We start from the raw sequence: 23,064 nt of genomic DNA on the forward strand, positions 1-23,064 counted from the left end.
ATGATGCATCGTCATATAAACTTCCCAGTTCGTCGCGCATCCGCATGTAGACGTTGCCTTTAGCAAAGGCTGCCTGAGCAACACGAGCGGTTTCTTCAGGCACTGGAGGGATCGATTGGGGTTGAAGCGACATGGCAATGGCTCCTCGTTTTGAAGCTCTTTTATTCATGCTCGCTAAACCCAGCACCCAGGTCCAACCAGTTCAGTTTTTCTACAGATTTCACTGGTGCCTCTCCCCTTGTTGCCAATGAGCATCGGTGACATTGTCCTTGTGGTGTTAAGCAATGTTTCGCCAACGGTATCCTTTAGTGGGAGGCTTTAGCTGCTACACACCTTCTGATAGCGAGGTTGTTAGCCGTGAAAGAGCTTGTCGGAAGAACGATAGCACGAGAGATTCTGAGGTAACAGATCTTTTACGACGATCTAGGCGATGACGGGTTAACTTGGGCTTTCAGCCCTTCAGGAACCTATGCACTTTCAGTGCATAGTGGTTCAGTTGGGAGATTTAATAAGGATGAACGAGAAGGAGAGGAACAGGGATAGCATTTCGCAATTTAAGCACATGCGGAAGTGCCGTTAAAAACTGTTTTCAGTAACTCATATGCATCCCTCAAGGGCATATCTCTAGAAAAAATTTGTAGCTTTTCCACTTCTTACGTTAAAAATGAGGGGTAATATGCACGTACTAACTCAAACCAAACTTGTATGGCTGATCGTCAACACTTAGCGTTTCTTATGCAAGGTGAGTCTGCTTGGAAACGGTGGAGGAGTAATCATCGCCAGACTCAGCCGGATTTATCAAATGCCAACCTCAGCGGCAAAGACCTCACTAAGTTTGATTTAAGAGGAACTAATTTAAGAAAAGCCAACCTTTTTGGAGCAAATCTCAAAGGCGTAAATTTAAGTGGTGCAGATCTAAGTCAAGCGGATTTGAGTGAAGCAAATCTCAGCCATGCGAACTTGAGTCATGCAAATTTACATTGTGCAAATCTCTTTGAAGCAACTCTGTCTGAGGTAAACTTTAGCCAAGCCAATCTTACTGAAGCTAGATTTGTTGGTGCGAATTTTATTGATGCAAATCTCAGTCAAGCGAACTTTAGTGGTGCTAATTTAAGCAGAGCAATTTTTTACGGCGCGACCTTCAACGGAGTAAATTTCAGCCAAGCTAATCTCTCTAAAGCGAATCTTAGTCAGGCTAATCTCTCTGATATTAATTTAAGTCGAGCTAATCTTCTGGGAGCGAACTTACATGGGGTTAACTTTAAAGCTGCAAATTTGATGCAAGCAGTTTTAGGAGGAACAAAGCTTGAAGGATTAGATTTGAGCAATGCAAATCTAAACAATGCAAATCTTTTCACAGCTAATCTTCATGCTGCCAACCTAGCTCATGCAGATCTGAGCAATTCCAATCTTGGTCAAGCTAGGCTTGAAGGGGCAAATCTGAGTGAAGCAGATCTAAGCCATGCAATTCTTAATTTAGCAAATCTTGATGAAGCAAATCTCTGCGGGGCAAATCTCAGTTATGCAAAGCTACAGAGAGCGAATCTGTGCTCAACTAATCTTTGTGAGGCAAATCTCGAATCGTCGGATATGCACTCAGCATATCTTTATGATGCCAATCTAGCTAATGCAAATCTCAGCTACGCGGATCTAAGCGAAGTTAAACTTACCAAAGCTGAACTCAGTAGCGCAAACTTAAGCCGAGCGAATCTCAGAAAAGCTGATCTTAGTTTTGCTGAAATTAATCATTCAAATCTTACCTATTCGGATCTTAGTTGGGTGGATTTCAGTTGGGCGGATCTGACTGATTCTGATCTAAGCAATTCAAATTTACGTGGAGCAAGATTGGTTGGATCCAATCTCACAAATGCAAACCTTAAAAGTTGTGCAATTTGGGGAGTTTCTGCCTGGGATCTAAAACTTGATGGAACTGTTCAATCTAATTTGAATATTGCTCCTAGCGATAGTTCTATCATCACGATTGAAGATATAGAGATTGCTCAATTTCTTTACTTAATTCTTGACAATCCTAAAATTTGCAAAGTAATTGATACTGTTGCCAAAAAGGTTGTTCTTATACTCGGTCGATTTTCAAAAGAGAGGAAAGTTATTCTAGATGCTATTCGGAATAAGTTGCATCAATTAGGCTATGTGCCGATAGTTTTTGATTTTGAAAAACCAACAGAGCGAGACTTCACTGAGACAATTCAAACACTTGCTGGACTGTGTCTTTTCATTGTTGCTGATATTACCAATCCAAAATCTAGTCCACTTGAACTGCAAGCAACCGTTCCAAACTATATGATTCCATTTGTGCCAATTATTCATGAAGGAGAAGAGCCATTTGCCATGTTCAAAGATTTGAAACAAAAGCATGGAGAATGGGTCTTGGATGTATTAAAGTATGATTCTTGCTCAAATTTAATTAAGGTAATTGAACAAGCGATCGTTACGCCAGCTCTAGAGAAGCATCAAGAATTGGTAATAAAGAAGGCTGCGGATTTGAACAGCAGGCATGTAAATGATTTCTTGTAAATCAGTGATTGGTATCTTGCCCTTTCTCACTCCATAAAAACTTTGCTCGAAAGAATAGCCGAGTCGGTCAAGATATCTGTTTCGAGGGAGTTTCGGAAACGAGTTGAGGGCTGTAAGCTGTTAGTCATTTGAATTTTCGAGACGATCTAATCTGGCAAAGGGTTTCAGCCTTCTGAATACCCAGTTTAAATGTTGAACAGCTTACTAAGTCATAGCAATACAAAGCCCATTGATCAGTCCGCAATTTGGGCAGAAATCTAGAACAAGAAGTAGCGTTGTGCCATGGGGAGGACGGTGGCGGGTTCGCAGGTGAGGAGTTCTCCGTCGGCGCGGACTTCGTAGGTTTCGGGATCGACTTCCATTTTGGGTGTGGCATCGTTGAGTTTCAGGTCTTTCTTCGTGAGCTTGCGGATGCCGGAGACCGCAACAGCTTTCTTTTGCAAACCGAGTTGGTCGGGGATGCCTTTCTTGAGCGCAGCTTTGGAGACGAAGGTGAGGGAGGTTGCCGCGATCGCGCCGCCAAAACTAGCAAACATCGGGCGCATGTGAACTGGCTGCGGGGTGGGAATGCTGGCGTTGGCATCGCCCATTTGCGCCCAGCCGATCAAGCCACCTTTGATGACCATTTCGGGCTTCACGCCAAACATAGCCGGTCGCCACAGGCACAGGTCAGCCAGCTTACCAACTTCGACGGAACCAACATGGTTGGCGATACCGTGGGTGATCGCGGGGTTGATCGTGTACTTGGCGATGTAGCGTTTGGCGCGGAAGTTGTCGTTGCGGTTGTGGGATTCGACGGTGCCTTCGGTGTGGGGAGCCAACCAGCCGCGATCGAACTTCATTTTGTGGGCGGTTTGCCAGGTGCGGATGATGACCTCACCGATGCGTCCCATTGCCTGTGAGTCAGACGACAGCATACTGAAGGCTCCAATGTCGTGCAGGATATCTTCAGCGGCGATCGTTTCGCGACGAATGCGGGATTCAGCAAAGGCAACATCTTCGGCGATCGCGGGATCAAGGTGATGGCAAACCATCAGCATATCCAGATGTTCATCCAGCGTGTTTTGGGTGTAGGGACGTGTGGGATTGGTGGACGAGGGCAAGACATTGAGTTCGCCGCAGATTTTGATGATGTCGGGTGCGTGTCCGCCACCTGCACCTTCGGTGTGATAAGTGTGAATAACGCGATTTTTGAACGCCGCGATCGTGTCCTCGACAAAGCCTGCTTCGTTCAACGTATCGGTGTGGATAGCGACCTGCACATCATAGTCATCGGCAACACTCAGGCAGGTGTCGATCGTCGCAGGTGTCGTGCCCCAGTCCTCATGGAGCTTCAGACCGATCACGCCTGCTTCCACCTGTTCCACCAATCCTTCTGGCTTTGCGCTGTTGCCCTTACCCGTAAAGCCAATGTTAATGGGAAAGGCATCGGCCGCTTGTAGCATCCGGTAAATGTTCCAGGGGCCGGGTGTACAGGTGGTGGCGCTCGTTCCTGCAGCTGGCCCGGTGCCACCACCCACGAGCGTCGTGACACCAGACGCGATCGCTACTTCAATTTGCTGGGGACAGATAAAGTGAATATGGGTATCAATACCACCTGCGGTGAGAATCATGCCTTCACCCGCAATCACCTCGGTACCGGGCCCAATGATGATCGTCACATTGTCTTGAATATAGGGATTCCCAGCTTTGCCGATCGCGTGAATTTTGCCGTCCTTAATGCCAATATCGGCTTTAACAATGCCCCACCAGTCGAGAATGAGCGCATTGGTAATCACTGTATCCACTGCACCATCGGCATTTGTAATGGGTGACTGCCCCATGCCGTCGCGAATGACCTTGCCGCCGCCAAACTTGACTTCATCGCCGTAGGTGGTGTAGTCTGCTTCGACTTCAATGATCAAATCGGTATCGGCTAACCTGACGCGATCGCCCACAGTGGGACCAAACGTTTCCGCATAGGCGCGGCGATTCATTCTGTAACTCATGGGGACTCCTCACTCCAATTCTGTAACCGATCAAACATTGTGCAACCCTAGCGATCGCATCACGATCCGCGTTTGCCATTGGGGCTTCAGCTTCCTTAGAATACCGCTCTAGCCGTCTTTAGCGAGTTAAATCGACGACAGAATCGGCGATAAACTGTTGGACAAGCATCAAATTGGTTCACTTGCTTTGCGGCACGTTTCCTTCAGCACAGGTTGCCAGTCTTTTTTCACCAGATCTGCTTGTTCGTAGGCGGCTTCAAACGCGCGATCGCCCGTTTTCACGATCGTTTGTCGCAGCCCATTTCTCTGGGTGCCGCGCACCACGCTGCCTTCCCAGACCCACTTGTCATCAGACCAACCCTCTGATAGCAGATTAATAAATTGACCATCACCTGTCAAAATGGTGCGTCCAAAGCGCTTGGTCAGGGTGTTGTAGCCTAGCGTGTCGTGAGTGATGGCAATATTTTGCTTCGTTGACACCTGCCCCAAAAACCAGAAGTTGTTGAGTTCGCGCTTGATTTCCCAGGTAAACGGTTCTGCGGGTCTGTTAGCAGGAGCACCCACTGGTTTGACCACACACAACCACTTGCCCTGAAAGTATTGCAGTTGTTCTAATTGAGGATCGGGCTTGGGCAACGCAGACGTGGGTGGTTCAGCCGCATAGGCAGGGAAGACTGCCAGAGTGAGGGCGATCGCAGACGCAACTAGACAGACGCGATCGCCACATGTGGAACCGCAGTATGCGTGAGGGCGGCAAGTCTTGCAAGCAAGCATAGAATTTCCCTGATTAAATTTCTGCTGAGGGCTTTAGTTCACTGATAGATCCAAAGCGTGTTCCTTCAAGACCGCCAGTGGTACCACATTGAGAGTGGCCTCATGGGTTGCAGACAGCAGAATTGGGGGTGCTGCGCCTGCATCCAACGCTTCTTTCCAGCGTGCAACGCATAAACACCAATGATCACCAGGCTTTAACCCTGGAAAATTATATGCCGGGACTGGCGTACTCAAATTATTGCCTCTAGCTTTTGTGAAGGCTAAAAACTCTTCGGTCACTTGAGCGCATACTACATGCGTGCCCAAATCTTGCGGCCCTGTTTCGCAGACACCATTACGGAAAAAGCCGGTCATGGGATCGGTGCAGCAAAGCTCAAGTTTTTTTCCCATCACATTCTTTGCGTCTGTCATGCCTCTGCTCCTGCTCCACCGCTTGGCTGTATCGATCGTACGACTAATGGATGGAAACACGATCGTCCACCATTTTATAATCCATTCAACTTCAGCTCAAACTCGGTTCCAATACGGATGGCTGGTGAGTCTGTTTGCCTTTGACGATCAGATGCACGCCCCCTTTGGGTCGTAAGAGTGCGCCACCTCTCGCAGGTTGGACAGGCTGATCGTCTGCCAAGGCAAATTTCCAGTGCTGCAACAGTGTGACGAGCACCAGCTTCATTTCAAACTGGGCAAACGCCATGCCAATGCAGCGACGATTGCTCCCGCCAAAGGGCAAATACTCATACGGCGCAAAGGAATGCTCTAGAAAACGTTCTGGTTTGAACTGGTTGGGTTCTGGGTACAGCTCTTCACGGTGATGGGTCAAATAAATGCAGGGAACCAGCAACGTTCCCGGTTCAAAGTGGTGACCCATAATCTCGATCGGTGCTTTGACCACACGATTGAGTGCCAACATTGCCACAGGATAGATGCGAAAGGTTTCCTGGCAAATGGCATTCAAATACGGCAAGCGCATGATGGCGTTGAGATCGGCTGGGTTTTCTAACGTGTTCAACTCTTGCTGCAAGCGCTCATGCACGTGTGGCAAGGAGTGAACCCAATACATCGCCCATGCCAGCATCGTTGCCGTCGTTTCATGACCCGCAATGAGAAGCGTCATTAACTCATCACGCAGTTCCACATCGGTCATGGGCTCTCCGGCTTCATCGCGTGCGGCCATCATTAACGATAAGATGTCGCTGCGATCGCCATCCGGCTGCGATCGACGCTCTTGAATCTCGGCATAGATTAAATTGTCGATCGCTTTCAGCTTTTGGAGGAATCGCCCCCACGGACTCCAGGGTCCAAAATCTCGCTGCAACACGGGGAAGAGAAACAATAGCCCCTGAAGTAATGGCTGACCGGGGTTTAACTGTTCCAGGAGTAACGTTTGAAGTGCCTGGGCTCGCGTTCCTTCCTGTAAGCCAAACACGGCTTTGAGAATAATTTGGAAGGAAATCTGCTGCATGAGGGAGACGGCAACCAGATGGTCATCGATCGCCCACGATGCCGTTGCTTGCAGAGTCAACTCGCGAATGAGTTGACCATAGGCAGTCATCCGTTCGCCATGTAGCGGTGGCGTTAACAGCCGTCGTTGCCTGCGGTGTGGTTCGCCTGCGATCGTCAGCAATGACTGTTCGCCCAACAGCGGTGAACGAATACCCGCATCGGCTCCTGAATCGAGGTTTTTGGGATCGGTGGCAAAAATCTCTTGAATTGCACGCGGATGGCTGACAAACACCTGCGGCGAAAACAAGGGTCCAATTTTGACAGTAAAGATATCACCATACTGTTGTCGACAGGTTTCCATAAAGGCGAGTGGGTCTTTAAGCCACTGCACCGTTTGCATCATTGGACTAACCTCAGGACCGGGGGGCAGTTGAGTCGTAGGCATAGTGGCTAAATCCTTCGGTATTGGTCAATGCAAAGCGTTACTGACCTTATATTTTCCTGCGAGAAAAGACTCTAATGTATGGATTCTAGCAATCAGCCCTTACTTTTTCTTTTTCCCTTCATTTTTCTTCTTTCCGTCGCTTTTCTTTCCGTCCAGGGCTCCATCAATTTTGTTGTTGAGGCCATAGACTTCGCGGCTACCTGCAAGGGCAACCAGCGTCACGTCTTTTTCGTCGCCTGGTTCAAACCGTACCGCTGTACCTGCGGGAATATTCAAACGCATCCCACGAGCCCGATCGCGATCGAATCTCAGCGCTTGATTAACTTCGTAAAAATGGAAGTGGGAGCCGACTTGAATCGGTCGATCGCCGGTATTTGCCACAGCTAGCGTCGCTGTTTCGCGTCCTGCATTTAATTCAATCTCGCCGTCTTCAACAAACAGTTCACCTGGGATCATAGTCACTCCATTAGTTGATTTTTAGCGAACGTTTAGCGAATGGGATCGTGTACAGTAACGAGTTTTGTACCATCAGGAAAGGTCGCTTCAACCTGTACTTCATGGATCATTTCAGGAATGCCTTCCATCACATCACTACGCGATAGCAATGTTGTACCGTGGCTCATTAATTCAGAAACCGTGCGTCCGTCCCTGGCACCTTCTAAAATGGCAGCCGAGATGTAAGCGATCGCTTCAGGGTAGTTCAGCTTTAGCCCACGCTCTTTGCGGCGTTCTGCCACCAGGGCGGCCGTGAAAATCAGTAGTTTGTCTTTTTCTTGTGGCGTTAGTTGCATTGTTCAATCCTTACCTATGACACTCCCCACACTCTTGGTACGCAACCAGAGCAGCCTAAGAATGATAAGCGGATTAGTCGCCAAACTTCAACAAACCACTGCCGTACTGCCGTTGTTGAATGTCCGCGATAGCGACACAGCAAGCCCGATTGCAACCGGGTCACGCCAAAGTCACCCATGTCATTTGTCCACAGCGATCGCGCCTTTTCGATGAATTCAGCCTCCACTGCCTGTCCCACAAAGGCAAAACTACCGACCACAGGGCACCCCCCTAAGCCGTGAGTGCCATGAAAGGACGCCTCACTGCCAGGGAGCCATTGGCGATCGATCCACAAGGGCTGCCCCTCCTGCCAGATTTCAGTCTGCGATCGCCAGTTCCCCTGCAAAAACTGTTCGCCCCTGGCACTGCGCCCAAAGCGAGTGATCTCCCAGCCCAGCCAGGTAGCACCAGGAGCCAGTTCGATGCGCATGTCCTGCTGATACATTGCCTGTTCAAAGACGATCGTTTCCTGCGGTAGCCACTCGAGACGAGCGCCAGTCGCGACTTTGACATGAGTAGTTTGTCTCGCCTCTAAGCCATTCGTGCGATAGATTTTGCCCGCCGAAGCCGTGGTGATCAACGCCTGCGTCTGTGGTTGCAGTTGGATATCAAGCGAGAGCCGATCGCCGCCCACAATCCCACCGGCCGTGTGCAAAATCACGTTGTGGCAAACCGCTTTCCCTTCTGGATAGAGCGATCGCTGGATTTTGAGGGGTGCCTGTGCTTTGGATGAAGCCACGTGGGTGGAGTCTTCACGATTGGCATAGATTAACTGTAAACTGCCATGCCATCCGGAATCGATTGTCATAAAAAGAAGACTTCAAGGTGAAAGAACGGAGCAATGCCTCAAAAGCGGCAAATTGATTCTGGCTTTACAGGGCAATCCAGGCTGGCCAGCGGATTATCTTGCAAGTAAAGCACATTGAGGTTGGTTAACGGCTTTAAGGGATTTAAATTACGAATCCGATTACCGCCCAGATAAAGCGTGGTCAGCTTGGGAAGCGTGCTGAGCGAACGAATATCAGCGATTTGATTCCCTCCCAACGCTAAGCTAGTCAGATTTTGCAGCGTTTTTAACGGGCTAAGATCAGTAATTTGATTACCGCTCAGGTCAAGCGCGGTTAAATCCTCTAACGCTGTGAGTGGGCTGAGGTCAGCGATTTTTTGAGCTGACATGGAAAGCTCAGTCAAACTAATTAATGACTGCAACGGACTAATATCTGTGATTTGATTGAAGCTCAAATCGAGCGTGCTTAACTTTGATAGCGCTCTTAAAGGGCTCAGATTAACAATTTGATTAGAGACTAAATCAAGGCTAGTGAGATTCACCAAAGATTGCAACGCACTCATGTCTGAAATACGGTTGTTACCAAGATACAGAGCGTCCAGGTTGCGTAACGGCTTGAGTGGACTGAGATCAGAAATCTGGTTATAGCTGAGATACAGTCGGGTCAATTTAGTCAGAGAACTCAAGGGCTTTAAATCAGCAATTTGATTGTTGCCCAAATAGAGCTCATTCAGCTCTGTCAGCACTTGTAAAGGGCTAATATCGTTGATTCTGGTATCGCTTAAATCCAGCGTAGCGGTACTCGAAAGAATTTCACTTGCCTGATAGCAATCACGAGTGCGCGATCGCTTCATCAGCACATCAACCGTATGTCTTGCCGTAGCAGGAAGCGTTGTTTTTTTGAGGCACCAATCAGCAAACGTCTTCAACTGATTCCGTTTCACCTGATTACCAGGTGCAGCTTGTGACTGTGCTGCTGGGGGAAATGCCAGAAAAGAAAGTGCAGAGAGACTCAAGCATCCGATGAGCAGGCAAACAGTGAGCTTAACTGCTGGTTGATGATAGCGCCTGTAAAGCGATGAAGGGCAACGTTTTAGGTGCTTCCGTAAGATCACAATACCTTCATGGCTCCAATGACGCTGGCAAAATGATGTTGGCAAACAGTCTAAACAATTAGCCCACTAAAGACAACCAGCAATACCAGCGCCCAACAGGTCTATACAGTTCTACAGCACTGTCGCACGCTTGCTCATACCCATCCTTTCCTGACCCTAATGGCAGTTTGGTAATCCTGTCATCAGGCTGAACCAGCCTAAGCAGAAAGACCTGACTGTGGATGATGAGCGATCGCAGCAAATGTGATAAAAGCTACAGATTGCACTCAGGCTTGACACTAGAGTCTAAACGTTATCTGAACCTTTGAATGCTGATTCAGAGGCAATCATAGTGGGTTACTGCGGGTTTTAGCCCCAGGCATGTGCAGATTTGATTTTGCTCGCTTGTTGCTACTAGAGGCATTAGCAGGAGTTGAGAACAGCGATCGCTGCAATCTGTTTGGTGAACCGTGCAGAATTTTGTTGAAGTAGGTAGGTGCGTAGGAGCGTTTTATGCCTAAAACATTATTTCAAGTCGATCTAACGAAGCCGATGGATCAGCAAGATCTGCCGGGACATAATCGCTGGCACCCGGATATTCCAGCAGTCGTGTCTGTTAATCCTGGCGATGTCTTTCGGATTGAGTGCAAAGATTGGACAGACGGTCAGATTAAAGATAATGACAGTCCCGATGACATTCGTGATGTCGATTTAACGGTCGTTCACGTTTTGAGTGGACCGATCCACGTGAATGGCGCAGAACCTGGCGACATTCTGGTCGTCGATTTGGTTGACATTGGTGCCCTTCAAGGCGACGAATGGGGTTTTACAGGCATTTTTGACAAGAAAAATGGGGGCGGTTTTTTGACCGATCATTACCCCGATCCAGCGAAAGCGATTTGGGATTTTCAGGGCATTTACACCACCTCTAGACACATTCCAGGCGTTAAGTTTGCGGGCATTATCCATCCTGGTTTGATTGGTTGTGCGCCATCCCATGAGCTGTTGGCAAAGTGGAACAAGCGGGAAAAAGAACTGGTAGACACGGCTCCCGATTTGCGGACGTATGGCGCTGGTCTTTCGGGCGACAAGCCAGTACTGGCAGCGCTACCCAATCCCACCAACGCGATTCTTGGACAATTGCCCAAGTCTGAGTTCGAGCGCGTGGCAGCTGAAGGCGCACGCACCGTTCCACCCCGTGAGCATGGCGGCAACTGCGATATCAAGAACCTGTCCAAGGGCACCCGCATTTACTTCCCGGTCTACGTGGAAGGTGGAAAGCTATCCATGGGTGATATTCACTTCTCTCAAGGGGATGGTGAAATTTCCTTCTGTGGCGCGATCGAAATGTCGGGCTACATTGATATTCACGTAGAGATCATCAAAGGTGGTGTTGAGAAGTATGGCATGATTAATCCCATCTTCAAGCCCGGTCCCGTTGAGCCTCGCTTCTCGGAATACCTGGTGTTTGAAGGTATTTCGGTGGATGAGTTCACTGGCAAACAGTACTACATGGATGTCCATATTGCTTATCGGCGTGCGTGCTTGAACGCGATCGAATATCTGAAGAAATTCGGCTATACGGGCGAACAAGCCTACCTGCTACTGAGCTGTGCTCCGGTGGAAGGTAGAGTGAGCGGCATTGTGGATATTCCCAACGCCTGCTGTACAGTAGCCATTCCAACGGCAATCTTCGACAAACCCATTCTTCCTGTGTAAAAAGAGTTTTTAGTTGTTAGTTGTTGGTTTTTAGAGGTGGATTTGGAACCTGATGGTGTTTGGAGAAACGATCTTCAGTCTCAATCCTCTGATCAACTAACAACTAACAACCAACAACCAACAACTATTAACCAAAATGCCTCTTTACGAATTTAAATGTGACGACTGTGGTGTGTTTGATCAGTGGCGATCGATTGCAGAATGCAACGATCCGGCTAGCTGTCCCACCTGTCAGGGTGCAACCAGACGCCTCTTTTCAGCACCCGCTTTGTTATCCGGATCCCTGCGGTTGAAAAAGGAAAGCCCAGAACCGCAGCTCGTGCAACGATCGAACGATCGTGAGCCAGAGCGTCCTAAAGCCCAAACGCATAATGGTGGACGTCCTTGGATGATTGGTCATTAGCTTGCCATTGGGTTTATGGAGCTATGTTCGACACGGTTTTGTAGCCAATGCTACAAGGTAGTCTTTATGGAGCCGATAAACTGCTAATTCGATAGCTAAAGCCTCTTGTCAGTGCTTTAGATTGTCCTGCACGCAAGAGGTTTGTGTGGACAAATTTGCATCGAGCAAAGATTATTAGGAGGCCTTCATGTCTTATCACGGTGATATTTCGTCCAGCAATGATGCTGTCGGTGTTGCAGTCGTCAATTACAAAATGCCACGCCTTCACACGAAGGAAGAAGTGTTGGCAAACTGTAAAAATATTGCCTCCATGATTGATGGGATGAAGGTTGGTCTGCCAGGGATGGATCTGGTGATTTTCCCGGAATATTCCACCCACGGCATCATGTATGACGCCAAAGAGATGATGGAAACCGCTTCATCCATCCCTGGGCCAGAAACGGACATTTTTGCTGAGGCGTGTATCCGCAACAAAACCTGGGGCGTCTTTTCACTCACCGGCGAACGCCATGAAGACCATCCCAACAAGGTGCCTTACAACACGCTGATTCTGATGAACGACGAAGGTGAGATCGTTCAAAAGTATCGCAAAATCATGCCCTGGACGCCGATCGAGGGTTGGTATCCCGGCAATTGCACCTACGTGTCAGACGGTCCCAAGGGTTTGAAGATTAGCCTGATTATTTGTGACGACGGCAACTATCCCGAAATCTGGCGCGATTGCGCCATGCGAGGCGCTGAACTGATTGTGCGTTGCCAGGGTTATATGTACCCTGCGAAAGAGCAGCAAATCATGGTGTCGAAGGCGATGGCATGGATGAATAACGTCTATGTTGCAGTGGCAAATGCGGCTGGTTTCGATGGCGTTTACAGCTATTTTGGACATTCCGCGATCGTGGGTTTTGATGGTCGCACCTTGGGCGAATGTGGTGAAGAAGATATGGGCGTGCAGTACGCGGCGCTCTCTAAGTTTGCCATTCGTGACTTCCGCAAGAATTCCCAGTCTCAGAACCATCTGTTCAAGCTGCTGCACCGTGGCTACACAGGCATGATTAACTCTGGTGAAGGGGCTGAAGGTGTGCAAGAGTGTCCTTACGAGTTCTACCGCACCTGGGTTAACGATCCTGCGAAAGCAAAGGAAATCGCCGAATCCATCACTCGACCCACCGTGGGCGTCAAGGAATGCCCGATCGAAGGGTTGCCCACCGAAAAGCTTGCTGAAACGCCACTGGTTGTGAAGGAAAAAGAAACGGTCTTACTGAATAACTAACCCTCTTGCATTCCATCATTGCTGTCTTTCACCGAGCGTCCACATAAACATGTGGGCGCTTTTTTGATTGTTTGATGGATGCCTTCGATCGCTGCAAAGGCTTTCGTGATGAGCAGTACCTAAAACAAAGCCCCAGAGACTTCTCTAGGGCTTAACGGGAATGCGAATTTGACATTGTCTAAGAGCGCTAGTTCTGCCCGACCTCAAGCATTGACCTTTTGGTCAGTACTCACAGTTCCGTAAGCCTTCTCCAGGCGCATGATTTGCTTCGCTTGTGCAGACAACGCGGTTACATCGAGCCAATTGACGATCAGTGCATCCGTTGAAAACAGACCACCACCGTTAACGGCAAAGAATAAGAAGCAAGCCGCATACACTGCAGACAGTTCCAGATAGGGAATGCTGAAGCCAGCCACCAAGACGTGGTGGTACATTGCCACACACATAGTTGAGAACAAGCCAAAAGCCGCAGGGCGAGTCAATAACCCCAGCATTAGCAAGGGTGCACCGATGATTTCAGTAAAGGCAGCAACATAGCTAAAGAAGATTGGAAAGGGCAAGCCAATCACCTGAACGTACGCTTGAGCAAAGCTCTCAATATTAGAGAGCTTGTCGAAACCGTTATGAATGATCATGGTACCCAAGATCGCACGAAGAAGGGCGAAGGATGATTGTGATAGCAGATTGGGCGTCACGTTAGGCTTGAAGACAGCCGTCAGAAGCGAAATCTTGGACATGAATTTGATTCCTGCAATGATTACTTGTGCATAAATTCGAAGCACATATATTAATAATTCTAACCTATTTGATTAAGTTATGTAAACGTTAAACAACGGTCGCTCATAGATTCACGTGAGTTATACGATCACATTCCATCTCAGTAAAAGAGTGGTTCCACAACCAAAGCCAGTCATCTGTCTGAAGCGATACCGCTTTAAGGCACGATCGCGACAGATCAACCGCTCTGGTAGGGGCATGACAATGCCATGTCCTGCTAAAAGCTGCCGCAGGCTCAACTCAAATTGGCATCAACTCAAATTGGCATCAAACAGTTCAACTCAAGCTGGTTTAAGCCAGTCTAAAAATGAAAAAGAGTGCGGGTTTCGCCTTAGACGGCAAACGCCTACACTCTTTGCCACAAATCTCATTTTTAGAAGCGCGAATGAACTAACTTCTACAGCTAGGGTCTTTCTAGGTGATGCACGGCTGTGCGCCCGTATTCGAAGATCACTTCATGGGTGGCATTGGCTTTACAGGTTGCGCTTGCGTCAAGATTTTAGCTCTAGCCTCACCACGTGGGCGACCCAGCACATCAACGCGGTAGCGCTCTGGAGACGCTGCAACTTGAATTTTCCGTTTTTCGCAGAGCCAGGATAAGGCTTCCACTGCTATTTTCCGTCGATCGATGTCTGGTAGTTGTTTAGCCTGTTGTAACTTTGCCGTCAAAGCCGCTGGCATGTCACTACTTTCGGTGAGTTCGATCGGCGGTTGGAACACTAACGAGTCTAATAACCCTTGAAAGCCCAAAAACGCTAGACGGTAAATGAGCAGATTACTCAGGCGACCATAGAAGTAGCCGCCATGCACATCGACTCCAACCCCTTTGCCTGGATCGCTGGAGAAATCAACATACGCTTTGAGCAGCGTCGCGTAATCGAAAAACTTGAGCGGCGATCGCTGTCCTTCGCAAATTAAGACATTGATCTCCTGGTTATCGCGTTTGGGGTATACCGTAACGTCTCGATATTCAGTGCAGTCGAGGTATGTAAACAAGTCTGCGATCGACTCAGGGTCTGATTTTGCTGTCGCAAGCGACTCCTCATCCACTTTGCTGCTTCGTTTTTTAAGGGCTTCTCGCTTCTTAACCGCCTCTTGCCCGATGCTCCGAGTATCGCGATCGAGCGTCTGCACGCCAATAAAATCAAGGAGTGGCGAAGGAGTGTCGTTCACTAGCTCTTGAAGGTTGACAATCCCGTAAGCATTCTGTCTAAACGGATTATGTTTGGTTGAATCCAGATTGACGGTCACGTTTCCTAGCCGAAAACCTTGAGTGCGGGTACTGGCTGGAAAAGAGAAATAGTTCGCCGTAGTTGACGCTATCCGCAAAGCTAGATCACCTTCATTGCTAAAAAGATACGCCTCCTCAAACCGTCTGAGCGAAGAACGCAGAAAATTGGTACGGCCAGAAACAATGGTTGATAGGGGTATATCGGGAGAAATGAGAACTAAGCGCCCCAAGGCAAACGTGCGCCCGATGTAAGCCGGTGGCAGCTTCTCTAAACTCTGCGAGTCACCAATAGCAGCCGGGTCAAAAACATCAGAAAGAATACGAATCACCTGAGTCGTGACAAAGCCACCCATACTGTGGCCGACGAAGGTAAGGCGAATGCGTTTTTCCTTATCCCAATAGGCGGCGGCAGCCTGAAACGCGGCTGTGGTATGCGCTGGTTTTTCAGCACAGACAAAGCTAGCGTAGATTTTCAGGAAAACTACATCTTCCAGGGACGCGAGGCTACTCTGCTTCAATGCAGGCAGCAACAGAGAAAAAGCGGTTTCGTTATAAACGCTGACCAACCCTGGCTGAGTCTCGATCGCTTCCCAGGTTTTCCTCACTGCTTTTGCCAGCACATCAGGCGCGAGATTGAAGCCTTCACCCGCTTCTTTTTGCACCGTTTCAAACAGTGAATCATTGAGGTGGCGTTTGACCATACTTAAATCAAGCTGCCGAATAAATTCGACCAGATCGGGAACACCAAAATTATTCGCCCGATAGTGATCCCGAAAATAAACAATAATGCGAAGAATAAATAACGTTACAACGAACATTGCGGCAGCAATGCCTATCATCAACACGATCGCAGCAACGGCATCGATCACAGGCGAAGCAAAGATTAAGAGCACCAGTAGGCCGATCGCAGCGACCAAAAAGCCTCCCCAAAGCACTAGCTTCAGCGCTAAAGGTAACCCTTTGTTTGCGTTCTTGACACTAGAAGGAACGCTCTCTGAAGGCCACCGATAGCCTAAATAGACAAAACTATGCGGCTTTCCAAAAATGGCTGGATCGTGTTGGTTCAGGTATTCCCATGTTCTCTGCCAACCCTCACGGACATAATCTCTACCCTCGACCTCTTTACCACCCTGATTAACTTTTTCGATGCCCGTATTGTAGCCGTGAATCTGAATCACAAGACCGGTATAGCTTGTGTTTAGCTTTGTGTTCTGATACAGGCTTTCAACCACATCACCAATGGTCGGTAAAAAGCCGTCGGGTTTACATTCGTCTTGTTCAATATTGGTTGGTGCTGTACTACGCACAAAGAAACCAGGCACCGTTGACTGACTGCCCAGTGGCTGCTCATGCTTCAACTCATCAACCCAGACATCCATTTTCAACCCTCATGACGTGACTAAACGTGAGCGTGACCTTGCTGCCTTGGAATACGACAGCTAAGAATCTAGAACAAAGCACCAGAAGCGTCTACAGGTTAGGACTGACGCAGGCCTGAGATCCTGATCCCATTGCCTCTCTTCAAAGGAGTCACTTCTGGAAGCCCCTTTTTGAAAAGAGTTGGGGATCTTTTTTGCATCAGTCCGGTTAAGAAGATTGTTTGGATTTTAGCCTACGCCTATGCTGATTTTTTTCGCTAGCAATATCAATTAAAGCAGCCTTTGATTGTGATTCACCTCGTCATACAGTACTGTAAATTGGTTTACATGACTGGCTCACATAGCTGGTTTACATGGCGCGTGAGGGCAGAGCAATGGAGGTTATCCCGGCGATCGATCTGCTGGAGGGACGCTGTGTACGACTCTATCAGGGCGATTATGCTCAGGCAGAGACGTTTGACGAAAATCCGGTCTCAGTCGCACGTCAGTGGGCAGAGCAAGGCGCAACCCGTTTGCATGTAGTCGATCTCGATGGTGCAAAGGCAGGGCATCCAGTCAATTTGCAGGCTATTGAGGCGATCGTTCGTGCCGTTGATGTGCCCATTCAAGTGGGTGGCGGCTTGCGCGATCGTGCCAGTGCAGCAGCGCTCCTTCAGCTAGGTGTGCAGCGAATCATTTTAGGCACCGTTGCGGTCGAACAGCCCACGTTGGTGCATGAACTGTGTCAAGCCTTTCCTGACCAGGTTGTCGTTGGGATCGATGCGCGTAATGGCATGGTTGCGACACGAGGCTGGCTAGAAACCTCTGAAGTGGCGGCGATCGACTTAGCACAGCAAATGACCGCATTCGGGATTGCGGCGATTATTTACACCGATATTCATCGTGATGGGACGTTGCAAGGCCCCAACTTGACGGCGCTGAGAGAACTAGCCAGTGGCGTTGCCGTGCCAGTGATCGCCTCTGGTGGCATGAGTTCGGTTACAGATTTGCTCAGCTTGCTGGCGCTGGAACCATTGGGTGTGACGGGGGCGATCGTGGGTCGGGCACTCTACACAGGCGATATTGTTCTTAAAGAAGCCCTGCGTGCAGTGGGTCAGGGGCGCTGGCAAGATATTCCCCCTGACTTTGGCTCCTCAGCGTTGGCGTAGTGAGATGAATTTGTAGTATGAGAACCTGGCACTGCCATGTCTCTACAGGCTGGCAGATTGACAGATTGTTTAATTGACGTGGTGCTTCAGTTAAGCGTAATGGCAGTCACTTCCGGGGGGCAAAACAACCGACCCGGTAAGTACGTCCCTAACCCACGATTCACGTAAAGGCGATTGCTGCCCACGTCATGTAGCCCTTGAGCCCATTCCCAGTGCTTAGAGACTCGATGGCATTCTTTCATCCACGGCACAAACCGTCGTGTGCTTCGTGGCAGCTTGCTGTAGGTCGTTGAAATCAACTGTGACACATTGCCGATGCCGGGCAGCACGACCTGCCCACCATGAGTGTGCCCAGAGAGTTGCAAATCAACACGCCATTGCTGTAAAGGAACGGCCGTATCGGGATTATGCGACAGCACGATGCGAGGAATGCTGGGCTCGATCGCGCGCATAACTGGCAAAGGGTTAAACGAAGCCGACCAAAAATCAGCTAACCCTACCAGTGCAAGCCCAGTTCCCAGCGGGTAGGCAACGTCGTTCCACAAGACCTGAATGCCAATGCTGGTGAGGGCTTTCGTGACTTCAGTGCGCGATCGGCGATAGCAAATATCATGATTGCCTAAAACAGCATAGACACCAGCCCGACTTTCAAGGGCTTTGAGCCAGGGGATCAAGTGATGAATCGCAGCCGGATCAGCGGTCACAAAATCGCCAGTCAGGACAACCAGATCAGGCTCAAGGGCATTGCTAGCCTCGATCGCCTCTGCCAGCATGCGCTCAGACAGCCGAATCCCATCAAAATGAAAATCAGAAAATTGGGTCAGTGTGGTGCCTTGAAGCGAAGCGGGTAAATCGGCGATCGTCAGTTGTAATCGTTCTACCGTCAGCGGTCCTGTCAACAGTTTATGCATACGCTCTTTAAGCAGGATATCTCCAGCCTAGCAGTTGTTCACAGGGGCTCAGGCAGCGACCTTTGCCCGTTGCATCGTTTCAATCCGGGTGGCTGCGGTTAACAGGAACAGGGTCGTTTTTTGCTGCTGCAAGGGCCTTTCAAGCACAGGTACGGTCAGCAATGAGAAGGACGCAGAGGGTTCTGACGCACTAAATGGTTGCCAGGATTGCACTGGCGCAGGTTGTAATTGCCAGGCTTCGGTTTGCCATGAGTCTGCTTGCCATGAGTCTGCTTGCCATGAGTCTGCTTGCCATGAGTCCACTTGCCAGGAGAATTCTGGCTGCCTAAACGATCGCCGTCGCCGTAGCAGTTTTGTGGGTATGGTCTGCTCTGCAATAGACATAACAAAAACGACCAGAAAAAACGACAGCAAAAACCCTAAACTCAAGCGAAATTCGGGATCAGCGAGGGTAAAGCCACGAGAAGCTTGCTCAACAGCAGGTGCTTCAGTGAGTTGCCAATGAGTCCGCGCCTGGACAACTTGCCGGAGTGCCGCGCGTTTGGTTGTGTACAGGTTTAGATTATCAGTGGCAAACTTTAACTCCAGATTAAGTTCGTCATATTGCCGTGCCAGTGCCGCCCATTGCTTGATTTGCTGCTTGATCTGCCCCTCCGTTTGCACGATCGCCTGCTGACTGATCGCCAAGACCTGCACCTGAGTGGCCGCTGTCACCCCTTCTAAGAGAGTTTGCTGGCGCATCACCTCTGCATAGTTGGTCGTCTTGTCGGCTTGAAAGTCGGCGATCGCCTGCGCCATTTGAACGGCGATCGGTTGCTGTGCCGCCTGCGTCATCTGGGCAGACACCTGTTGATAGCGTTGTTTGAGCGTTTGTAGCGTCGCGCCATCTGGCTGTGGACGAGCCAGTTCGATCGTAAGCTGATGGGCGATCGTTTGAAATTGGGACAACAAATCCTGATAGCGATCGTTCTGTTGCAGCGCCTGCTCTATCAGTCCAGTCGCGGGCTGTCTAGTCGCGGATTGCCCAGGCTGCCTGGTTTCCGCTTGTCCCGCTTGTTGCTGTTCTGCTCGCTTTTGTAAAATGGCAGCTTGCGTACGTGCTTCCGTCAAACGAATTTGCAGGTCTTGCCGCTGATGGGTCAACACACCCAAACGCTGGGACAACTGCTGCCCCAGCACCGTCGGTTCACTGATGCCATGCTGCTGCTGGAGCGCCTGGAGGTTTTGCTTTGCGACTGTGGCCTGCTGCTGTAGTTGGGGTAGCCGTCGCTCAACGAAATTCAGTTCACGACAGAGTTCAGTTCGGCATTCTTGACTGTATTGCAGGTAGGCTTTCGATACGGTTTCTAGCACCGCCTGCACTTTTTTGGGGTCAGTGTCCTGGTAGGTAATCTCTAGCGTTTTCTCGCCATCGCGGTGCGCAATGTCTAGCTTCTGCGAAAGCGTTTCGTAATTAAGGTCGACATACTGCGACTGGAGCTGCTGCACCACGGGTGAGAGCAGCTTGGGACTCCACAATACCTGCATTTGGGTATCGTAATCAACACCGGGTGCGGCTAGAGTGGCCTGGTTAGCAGCCGTTTGGACAGGTGTCTGCTTCGCGGGCTCGATCGTGCCAGCCGGTTCGACCAGTAGCTGAAATTTGCCCTCATACGTGGCAGGTTGGTCAGCTAACTGGATGAGACTAGTGCCTGCAACGGTCGCGATCGCGGCGCCTGCCAATGCCCCCGTTCGACGATTGAACAGGTGGGGGAACCAAGCGTCCTCGATCGACGGGCTGTGGTCTACCCGTGGCTCCGGCTCCGCAACTAACGCCTGGATGATAGACTCAGCCTCGGGCACAGTTGGGAAAAAAGAGTTGATGTCCATTGACGTTGTACGCATCATCCACCCTCAAACGGCATCATCAGTTTTCAAGTTCAATTTTCAAGTTCAATCGGTGCAGTGCCTTTTTGCGGCTGGGCTCTGGGTTGGTAGTAGTAGCCGTAGGGCATAATCACCTCGGTGGAACCATTGGCAACCAGCCCTAAAAGAGTCGTCGAGGAGAGCTTCACCTCCTCAATGGCTTGTGCGACCGAGGGACGCTTTGTTTTGCCAAGGCGGACTACCAGTGCAAGACCATTGGTTTGCGCGGCCACCAGGCTACCGTCTGCCAAACCCACCAGCGGCGGCGTATCGTAAATCACCAGGTCAAACACCATTTGGAACCGTTCCATCAACACCCGCATTTTGCCGGATGTGAGTGCCTCGGTAGGGTCAACGGCTGCCAGACCAGCCGTGAGCACCATCAGGTTTTCGCGAATCGGGAATGGTTGCAGGGCATTTTTGACGTTGACGTTGCTGGTAATCACATCACTCAGCCCACACTGATTGGCTAACCCCATGACGTGATGGACTTGAGGATGGCGGAGGTCGGCATCCACCAGCAGCACTCGTTGTCCCATGGCGGCAGCGGCCTGTGCTAAGTTAACGGCGATCGTGGTCTTTCCATCACCTGGTTCGGCTGAGCTAATGGTGAGTGACCGAATCGGCGCATTCAGCGGCAGTAAGCGAATGTTTTTGTAGAGCGATCGAAACGCTTCCAAGAAGGGCGAAGAGGCTGTAAGAGACGTTGCTAAGGCTGGCCTGGAAGGGAAGTATACAGGCATGCCACCGATTTCCTCCAAGCCATCTAATGCCGCTGGATCGCCAGTCTGATGAGGTGTCGCCACTCTGCGCTTCCGTTTCATAAACGGTAGTTTCGTCAACCACGATTGCGGTGTGTGCTGCCGTTCTGCATCTAGTGGAATGGCTCCTAGTAGCGCCAACCTAATGGCCTGTTTGAGTTGATTAGACGTGTGGTAAGCATTGCTACTGCCATCGGCAAGGAACCCAGCACCAATCCCCATCATGAGGCTTAAAAACACGGCCAGTGCCAGGTAGTTCGGCAGTGTGCTCTGACTCACATTCTGCGGTTCACCCGTGAGTGGGTCGGACGCTAGCACAGGTGGCGAGACCAGTTCCCACGGCACTTCCTTTTGCGCCGCATCAATTTGCAGCGCTTCCCGTTTGGTTAAAAACTCGGTCAGGCTATCGGTTGCCACTTTGAGCTCCCGATCGAGATCGGCAAACTGTCGTGCGAGTGCAGGATACGCCTGAATTTTTTGGTCTACTTCACCTTTGGCACGATTGATTGCCTGGTTACGCGCCTGGAGAATCTGGATGTCATCCCCTGTCTTGCCCAACACGCGCTGCGACTCTTGCTGCAGTAACTGCTCCATATTGCGCTGTTTAGCCCGCAACGCCTGAAGCGTGGGGTTCGCCTCGCGCGATCGCGCTGACTCCAACGCGATCGCGCTTTGAATTTCCTGATATTTGCTCAGCAGCGCCTGATACTGCGGCGACCCTGCTAACACCGTTACCGTATTGGCTCTGGCAGACTGTTGGGCGAGCGTGCTGAACTGAGTCTGTTTTTCTGCCAGGTTTGCCGAGGCTTCAAACTGTTGCTGTTGCAGAGCACCCGCCTGCCCCGATGCCTGTGTGCCCTGGAGATCGGGGTTGATGATAGCGTTTTGTTGCCGAAACACCTGTAGTTGTCGTTGCAACGTGTTCACCCGTTGCCGTAGCTGGGGCAGTTGATTATCAATAAACTTGATGCCCTGACCAATGTTAGTTTGGCGTTCTTGCAGGCTGTACTTCAAATAGGTAGTGGCCAATTCTTTCACAACAGCCTCGGTCAACGCTGGATCAAAGTCCTGATACGTGAAGCCCAAAATTTTGGTGCCTTCAGTATCTTTCGTGGCGTTCTTTGGCAGTATGCGTCCAATTTTCAAATTGCTCACCAGCCGATCGTAGGTCAGGGTTGGGTACTTGACCTGCAAGGTTTGAAGAACGGGTGCCAGAATTTTGGGGCTTTGTAGAATTTGAATCTGCGTCGGATAGTCCAGGGCAGTCGGCGCTGTTTGCAGGGCTTCTCCCGGTCGTTGCTGCGAATCTAGCGTCAGCCGTTTGAGCTGTGCATCGGCTGTTACGGGTTCTACCAGCAGCTGAAACGAGCCCGCATACTGCGGTGGTTTGCGAGTTGCACCCCAGATCGCGAGTGGGATAGTGACAACTGAGAGGGCGATCGCCACGCCCAGGACAACATTGAGTCGCCGCCGCAGGATGATCAGAGGTTGAGCAAGATTAAACGTACTCTCCTCCGACTCAAACGATGCAGTCGAAAAATTGGCTGGTAGAGCTTGTAGGGGTCTACCACCATTTCTGGACGATAAGTTGGGGGAGGGTTGAATTTCCATGGGGCACCGTATGGATTCTTGATTCACAGCATCGATCGCAATCTAAAGG

General features: G+C 50.0%; 18 protein-coding genes. 5 read left to right on the forward strand and 13 right to left on the reverse strand.

Annotation, left to right across the window (positions count from 1 at the left end; genetic code table 11):
• Positions 1-705: 705 nt before the first annotated feature.
• Complete coding sequence (locus C7B82_RS22430; protein WP_106258754.1) at positions 706-2,535, forward strand: pentapeptide repeat-containing protein; 1,830 nt, start codon at positions 706-708, stop codon at positions 2,533-2,535.
• A 257-nt stretch (positions 2,536-2,792) separates the two neighbouring features.
• On the opposite strand, the gene ureC is transcribed toward C7B82_RS22430, so the two are convergent.
• The 8 genes from ureC to C7B82_RS22470 all read right to left on the reverse strand — a co-directional run bounded on the left by ureC (position 2,793) and on the right by C7B82_RS22470 (position 9,822).
• Positions 2,793-4,523: an urease subunit alpha gene (ureC, locus tag C7B82_RS22435; protein ID WP_106258755.1), complete on the reverse strand. Its 1,731-nt coding sequence runs from the start codon at positions 4,521-4,523 to the stop codon at positions 2,793-2,795.
• Between the two features lie 168 nt (positions 4,524-4,691).
• Positions 4,692-5,297, reverse strand: coding sequence for a hypothetical protein (locus C7B82_RS22440; RefSeq protein ID WP_106258757.1), 606 nt, complete (start codon positions 5,295-5,297; stop codon positions 4,692-4,694).
• Positions 5,298-5,330: 33 nt separating this feature from the next.
• Positions 5,331-5,708, reverse strand: coding sequence for a DUF2237 family protein (locus C7B82_RS22445; protein WP_106258758.1), 378 nt, complete (start codon positions 5,706-5,708; stop codon positions 5,331-5,333).
• 91 nt (positions 5,709-5,799) lie between these two features.
• Positions 5,800-7,188, reverse strand: a complete 1,389-nt coding sequence (locus C7B82_RS22450; protein ID WP_106258759.1) for a cytochrome P450 — start codon at positions 7,186-7,188, stop codon at positions 5,800-5,802.
• Between the two features lie 99 nt (positions 7,189-7,287).
• Complete coding sequence (locus tag C7B82_RS22455) at positions 7,288-7,644, reverse strand: urease subunit beta (protein WP_106258761.1); 357 nt, start codon at positions 7,642-7,644, stop codon at positions 7,288-7,290.
• Between the two features lie 32 nt (positions 7,645-7,676).
• Complete coding sequence (ureA, locus tag C7B82_RS22460) at positions 7,677-7,979, reverse strand: urease subunit gamma (RefSeq protein ID WP_106258762.1); 303 nt, start codon at positions 7,977-7,979, stop codon at positions 7,677-7,679.
• A 14-nt stretch (positions 7,980-7,993) separates the two neighbouring features.
• A complete protein-coding gene (locus C7B82_RS22465) occupies positions 7,994-8,827 on the reverse strand; it encodes an urease accessory protein UreD (RefSeq protein WP_106258764.1) in 834 nt (277 codons plus the stop codon).
• A 38-nt stretch (positions 8,828-8,865) separates the two neighbouring features.
• Positions 8,866-9,822, reverse strand: a complete 957-nt coding sequence (locus C7B82_RS22470; protein WP_106258765.1) for a leucine-rich repeat protein — start codon at positions 9,820-9,822, stop codon at positions 8,866-8,868.
• 591 nt (positions 9,823-10,413) lie between these two features.
• On the opposite strand from C7B82_RS22470, the gene fmdA reads away from it, so the two are divergent.
• From fmdA to C7B82_RS22485, 3 genes are all read left to right on the forward strand, one after another.
• On the forward strand, positions 10,414-11,619 hold the full coding sequence (gene fmdA / locus C7B82_RS22475; RefSeq protein ID WP_106258767.1) for a formamidase: 1,206 nt from the start codon (positions 10,414-10,416) through the stop codon (positions 11,617-11,619).
• Between the two features lie 136 nt (positions 11,620-11,755).
• Entirely contained in the window at positions 11,756-12,022 is a 267-nt protein-coding gene (locus C7B82_RS22480) for an FmdB family zinc ribbon protein (RefSeq protein ID WP_106258768.1), read from the forward strand.
• Positions 12,023-12,209: 187 nt separating this feature from the next.
• Entirely contained in the window at positions 12,210-13,292 is a 1,083-nt protein-coding gene (locus tag C7B82_RS22485; RefSeq protein WP_106258770.1) for an aliphatic amidase, read from the forward strand.
• Between the two features lie 203 nt (positions 13,293-13,495).
• Here C7B82_RS22485 and C7B82_RS22490 read toward each other — a convergent pair whose 3' ends face one another.
• Entirely contained in the window at positions 13,496-14,029 is a 534-nt protein-coding gene (locus C7B82_RS22490) for a DoxX family protein (RefSeq protein ID WP_106258772.1), read from the reverse strand.
• Positions 14,030-14,519: 490 nt separating this feature from the next.
• On the reverse strand, positions 14,520-16,679 hold the full coding sequence (locus tag C7B82_RS22495) for an MFS transporter (RefSeq protein ID WP_106258773.1): 2,160 nt from the start codon (positions 16,677-16,679) through the stop codon (positions 14,520-14,522).
• A gap of 374 nt (positions 16,680-17,053) precedes the next feature.
• Here C7B82_RS22495 and hisA point away from each other — a divergent pair, with 374 nt between their 5' ends.
• On the forward strand, positions 17,054-17,827 hold the full coding sequence (gene hisA, locus C7B82_RS22500; protein ID WP_106258774.1) for a 1-(5-phosphoribosyl)-5-[(5-phosphoribosylamino)methylideneamino]imidazole-4-carboxamide isomerase: 774 nt from the start codon (positions 17,054-17,056) through the stop codon (positions 17,825-17,827).
• 86 nt (positions 17,828-17,913) lie between these two features.
• Here the strand turns inward: hisA and C7B82_RS22505 are convergent, their stop codons facing one another.
• Genes C7B82_RS22505 through C7B82_RS22515 form a run of 3 tightly spaced genes read right to left on the reverse strand, consistent with a single transcriptional unit; the run spans position 17,914 to position 23,015 of the window.
• Positions 17,914-18,738: a metallophosphoesterase gene (locus C7B82_RS22505; protein WP_106258776.1), complete on the reverse strand. Its 825-nt coding sequence runs from the start codon at positions 18,736-18,738 to the stop codon at positions 17,914-17,916.
• A 48-nt stretch (positions 18,739-18,786) separates the two neighbouring features.
• A complete protein-coding gene (locus tag C7B82_RS22510) occupies positions 18,787-20,622 on the reverse strand; it encodes a GumC family protein (RefSeq protein ID WP_181357613.1) in 1,836 nt (611 codons plus the stop codon).
• Between the two features lie 35 nt (positions 20,623-20,657).
• Positions 20,658-23,015, reverse strand: coding sequence for a GumC family protein (locus C7B82_RS22515; protein WP_106258779.1), 2,358 nt, complete (start codon positions 23,013-23,015; stop codon positions 20,658-20,660).
• Positions 23,016-23,064: the final 49 nt, after the last annotated feature.

It is taken from the genome of Stenomitos frigidus ULC18, assembly GCF_003003795.1.
Taxonomy (GTDB): Bacteria; Cyanobacteriota; Cyanobacteriia; order Leptolyngbyales; family Leptolyngbyaceae; genus Stenomitos; species Stenomitos frigidus_A.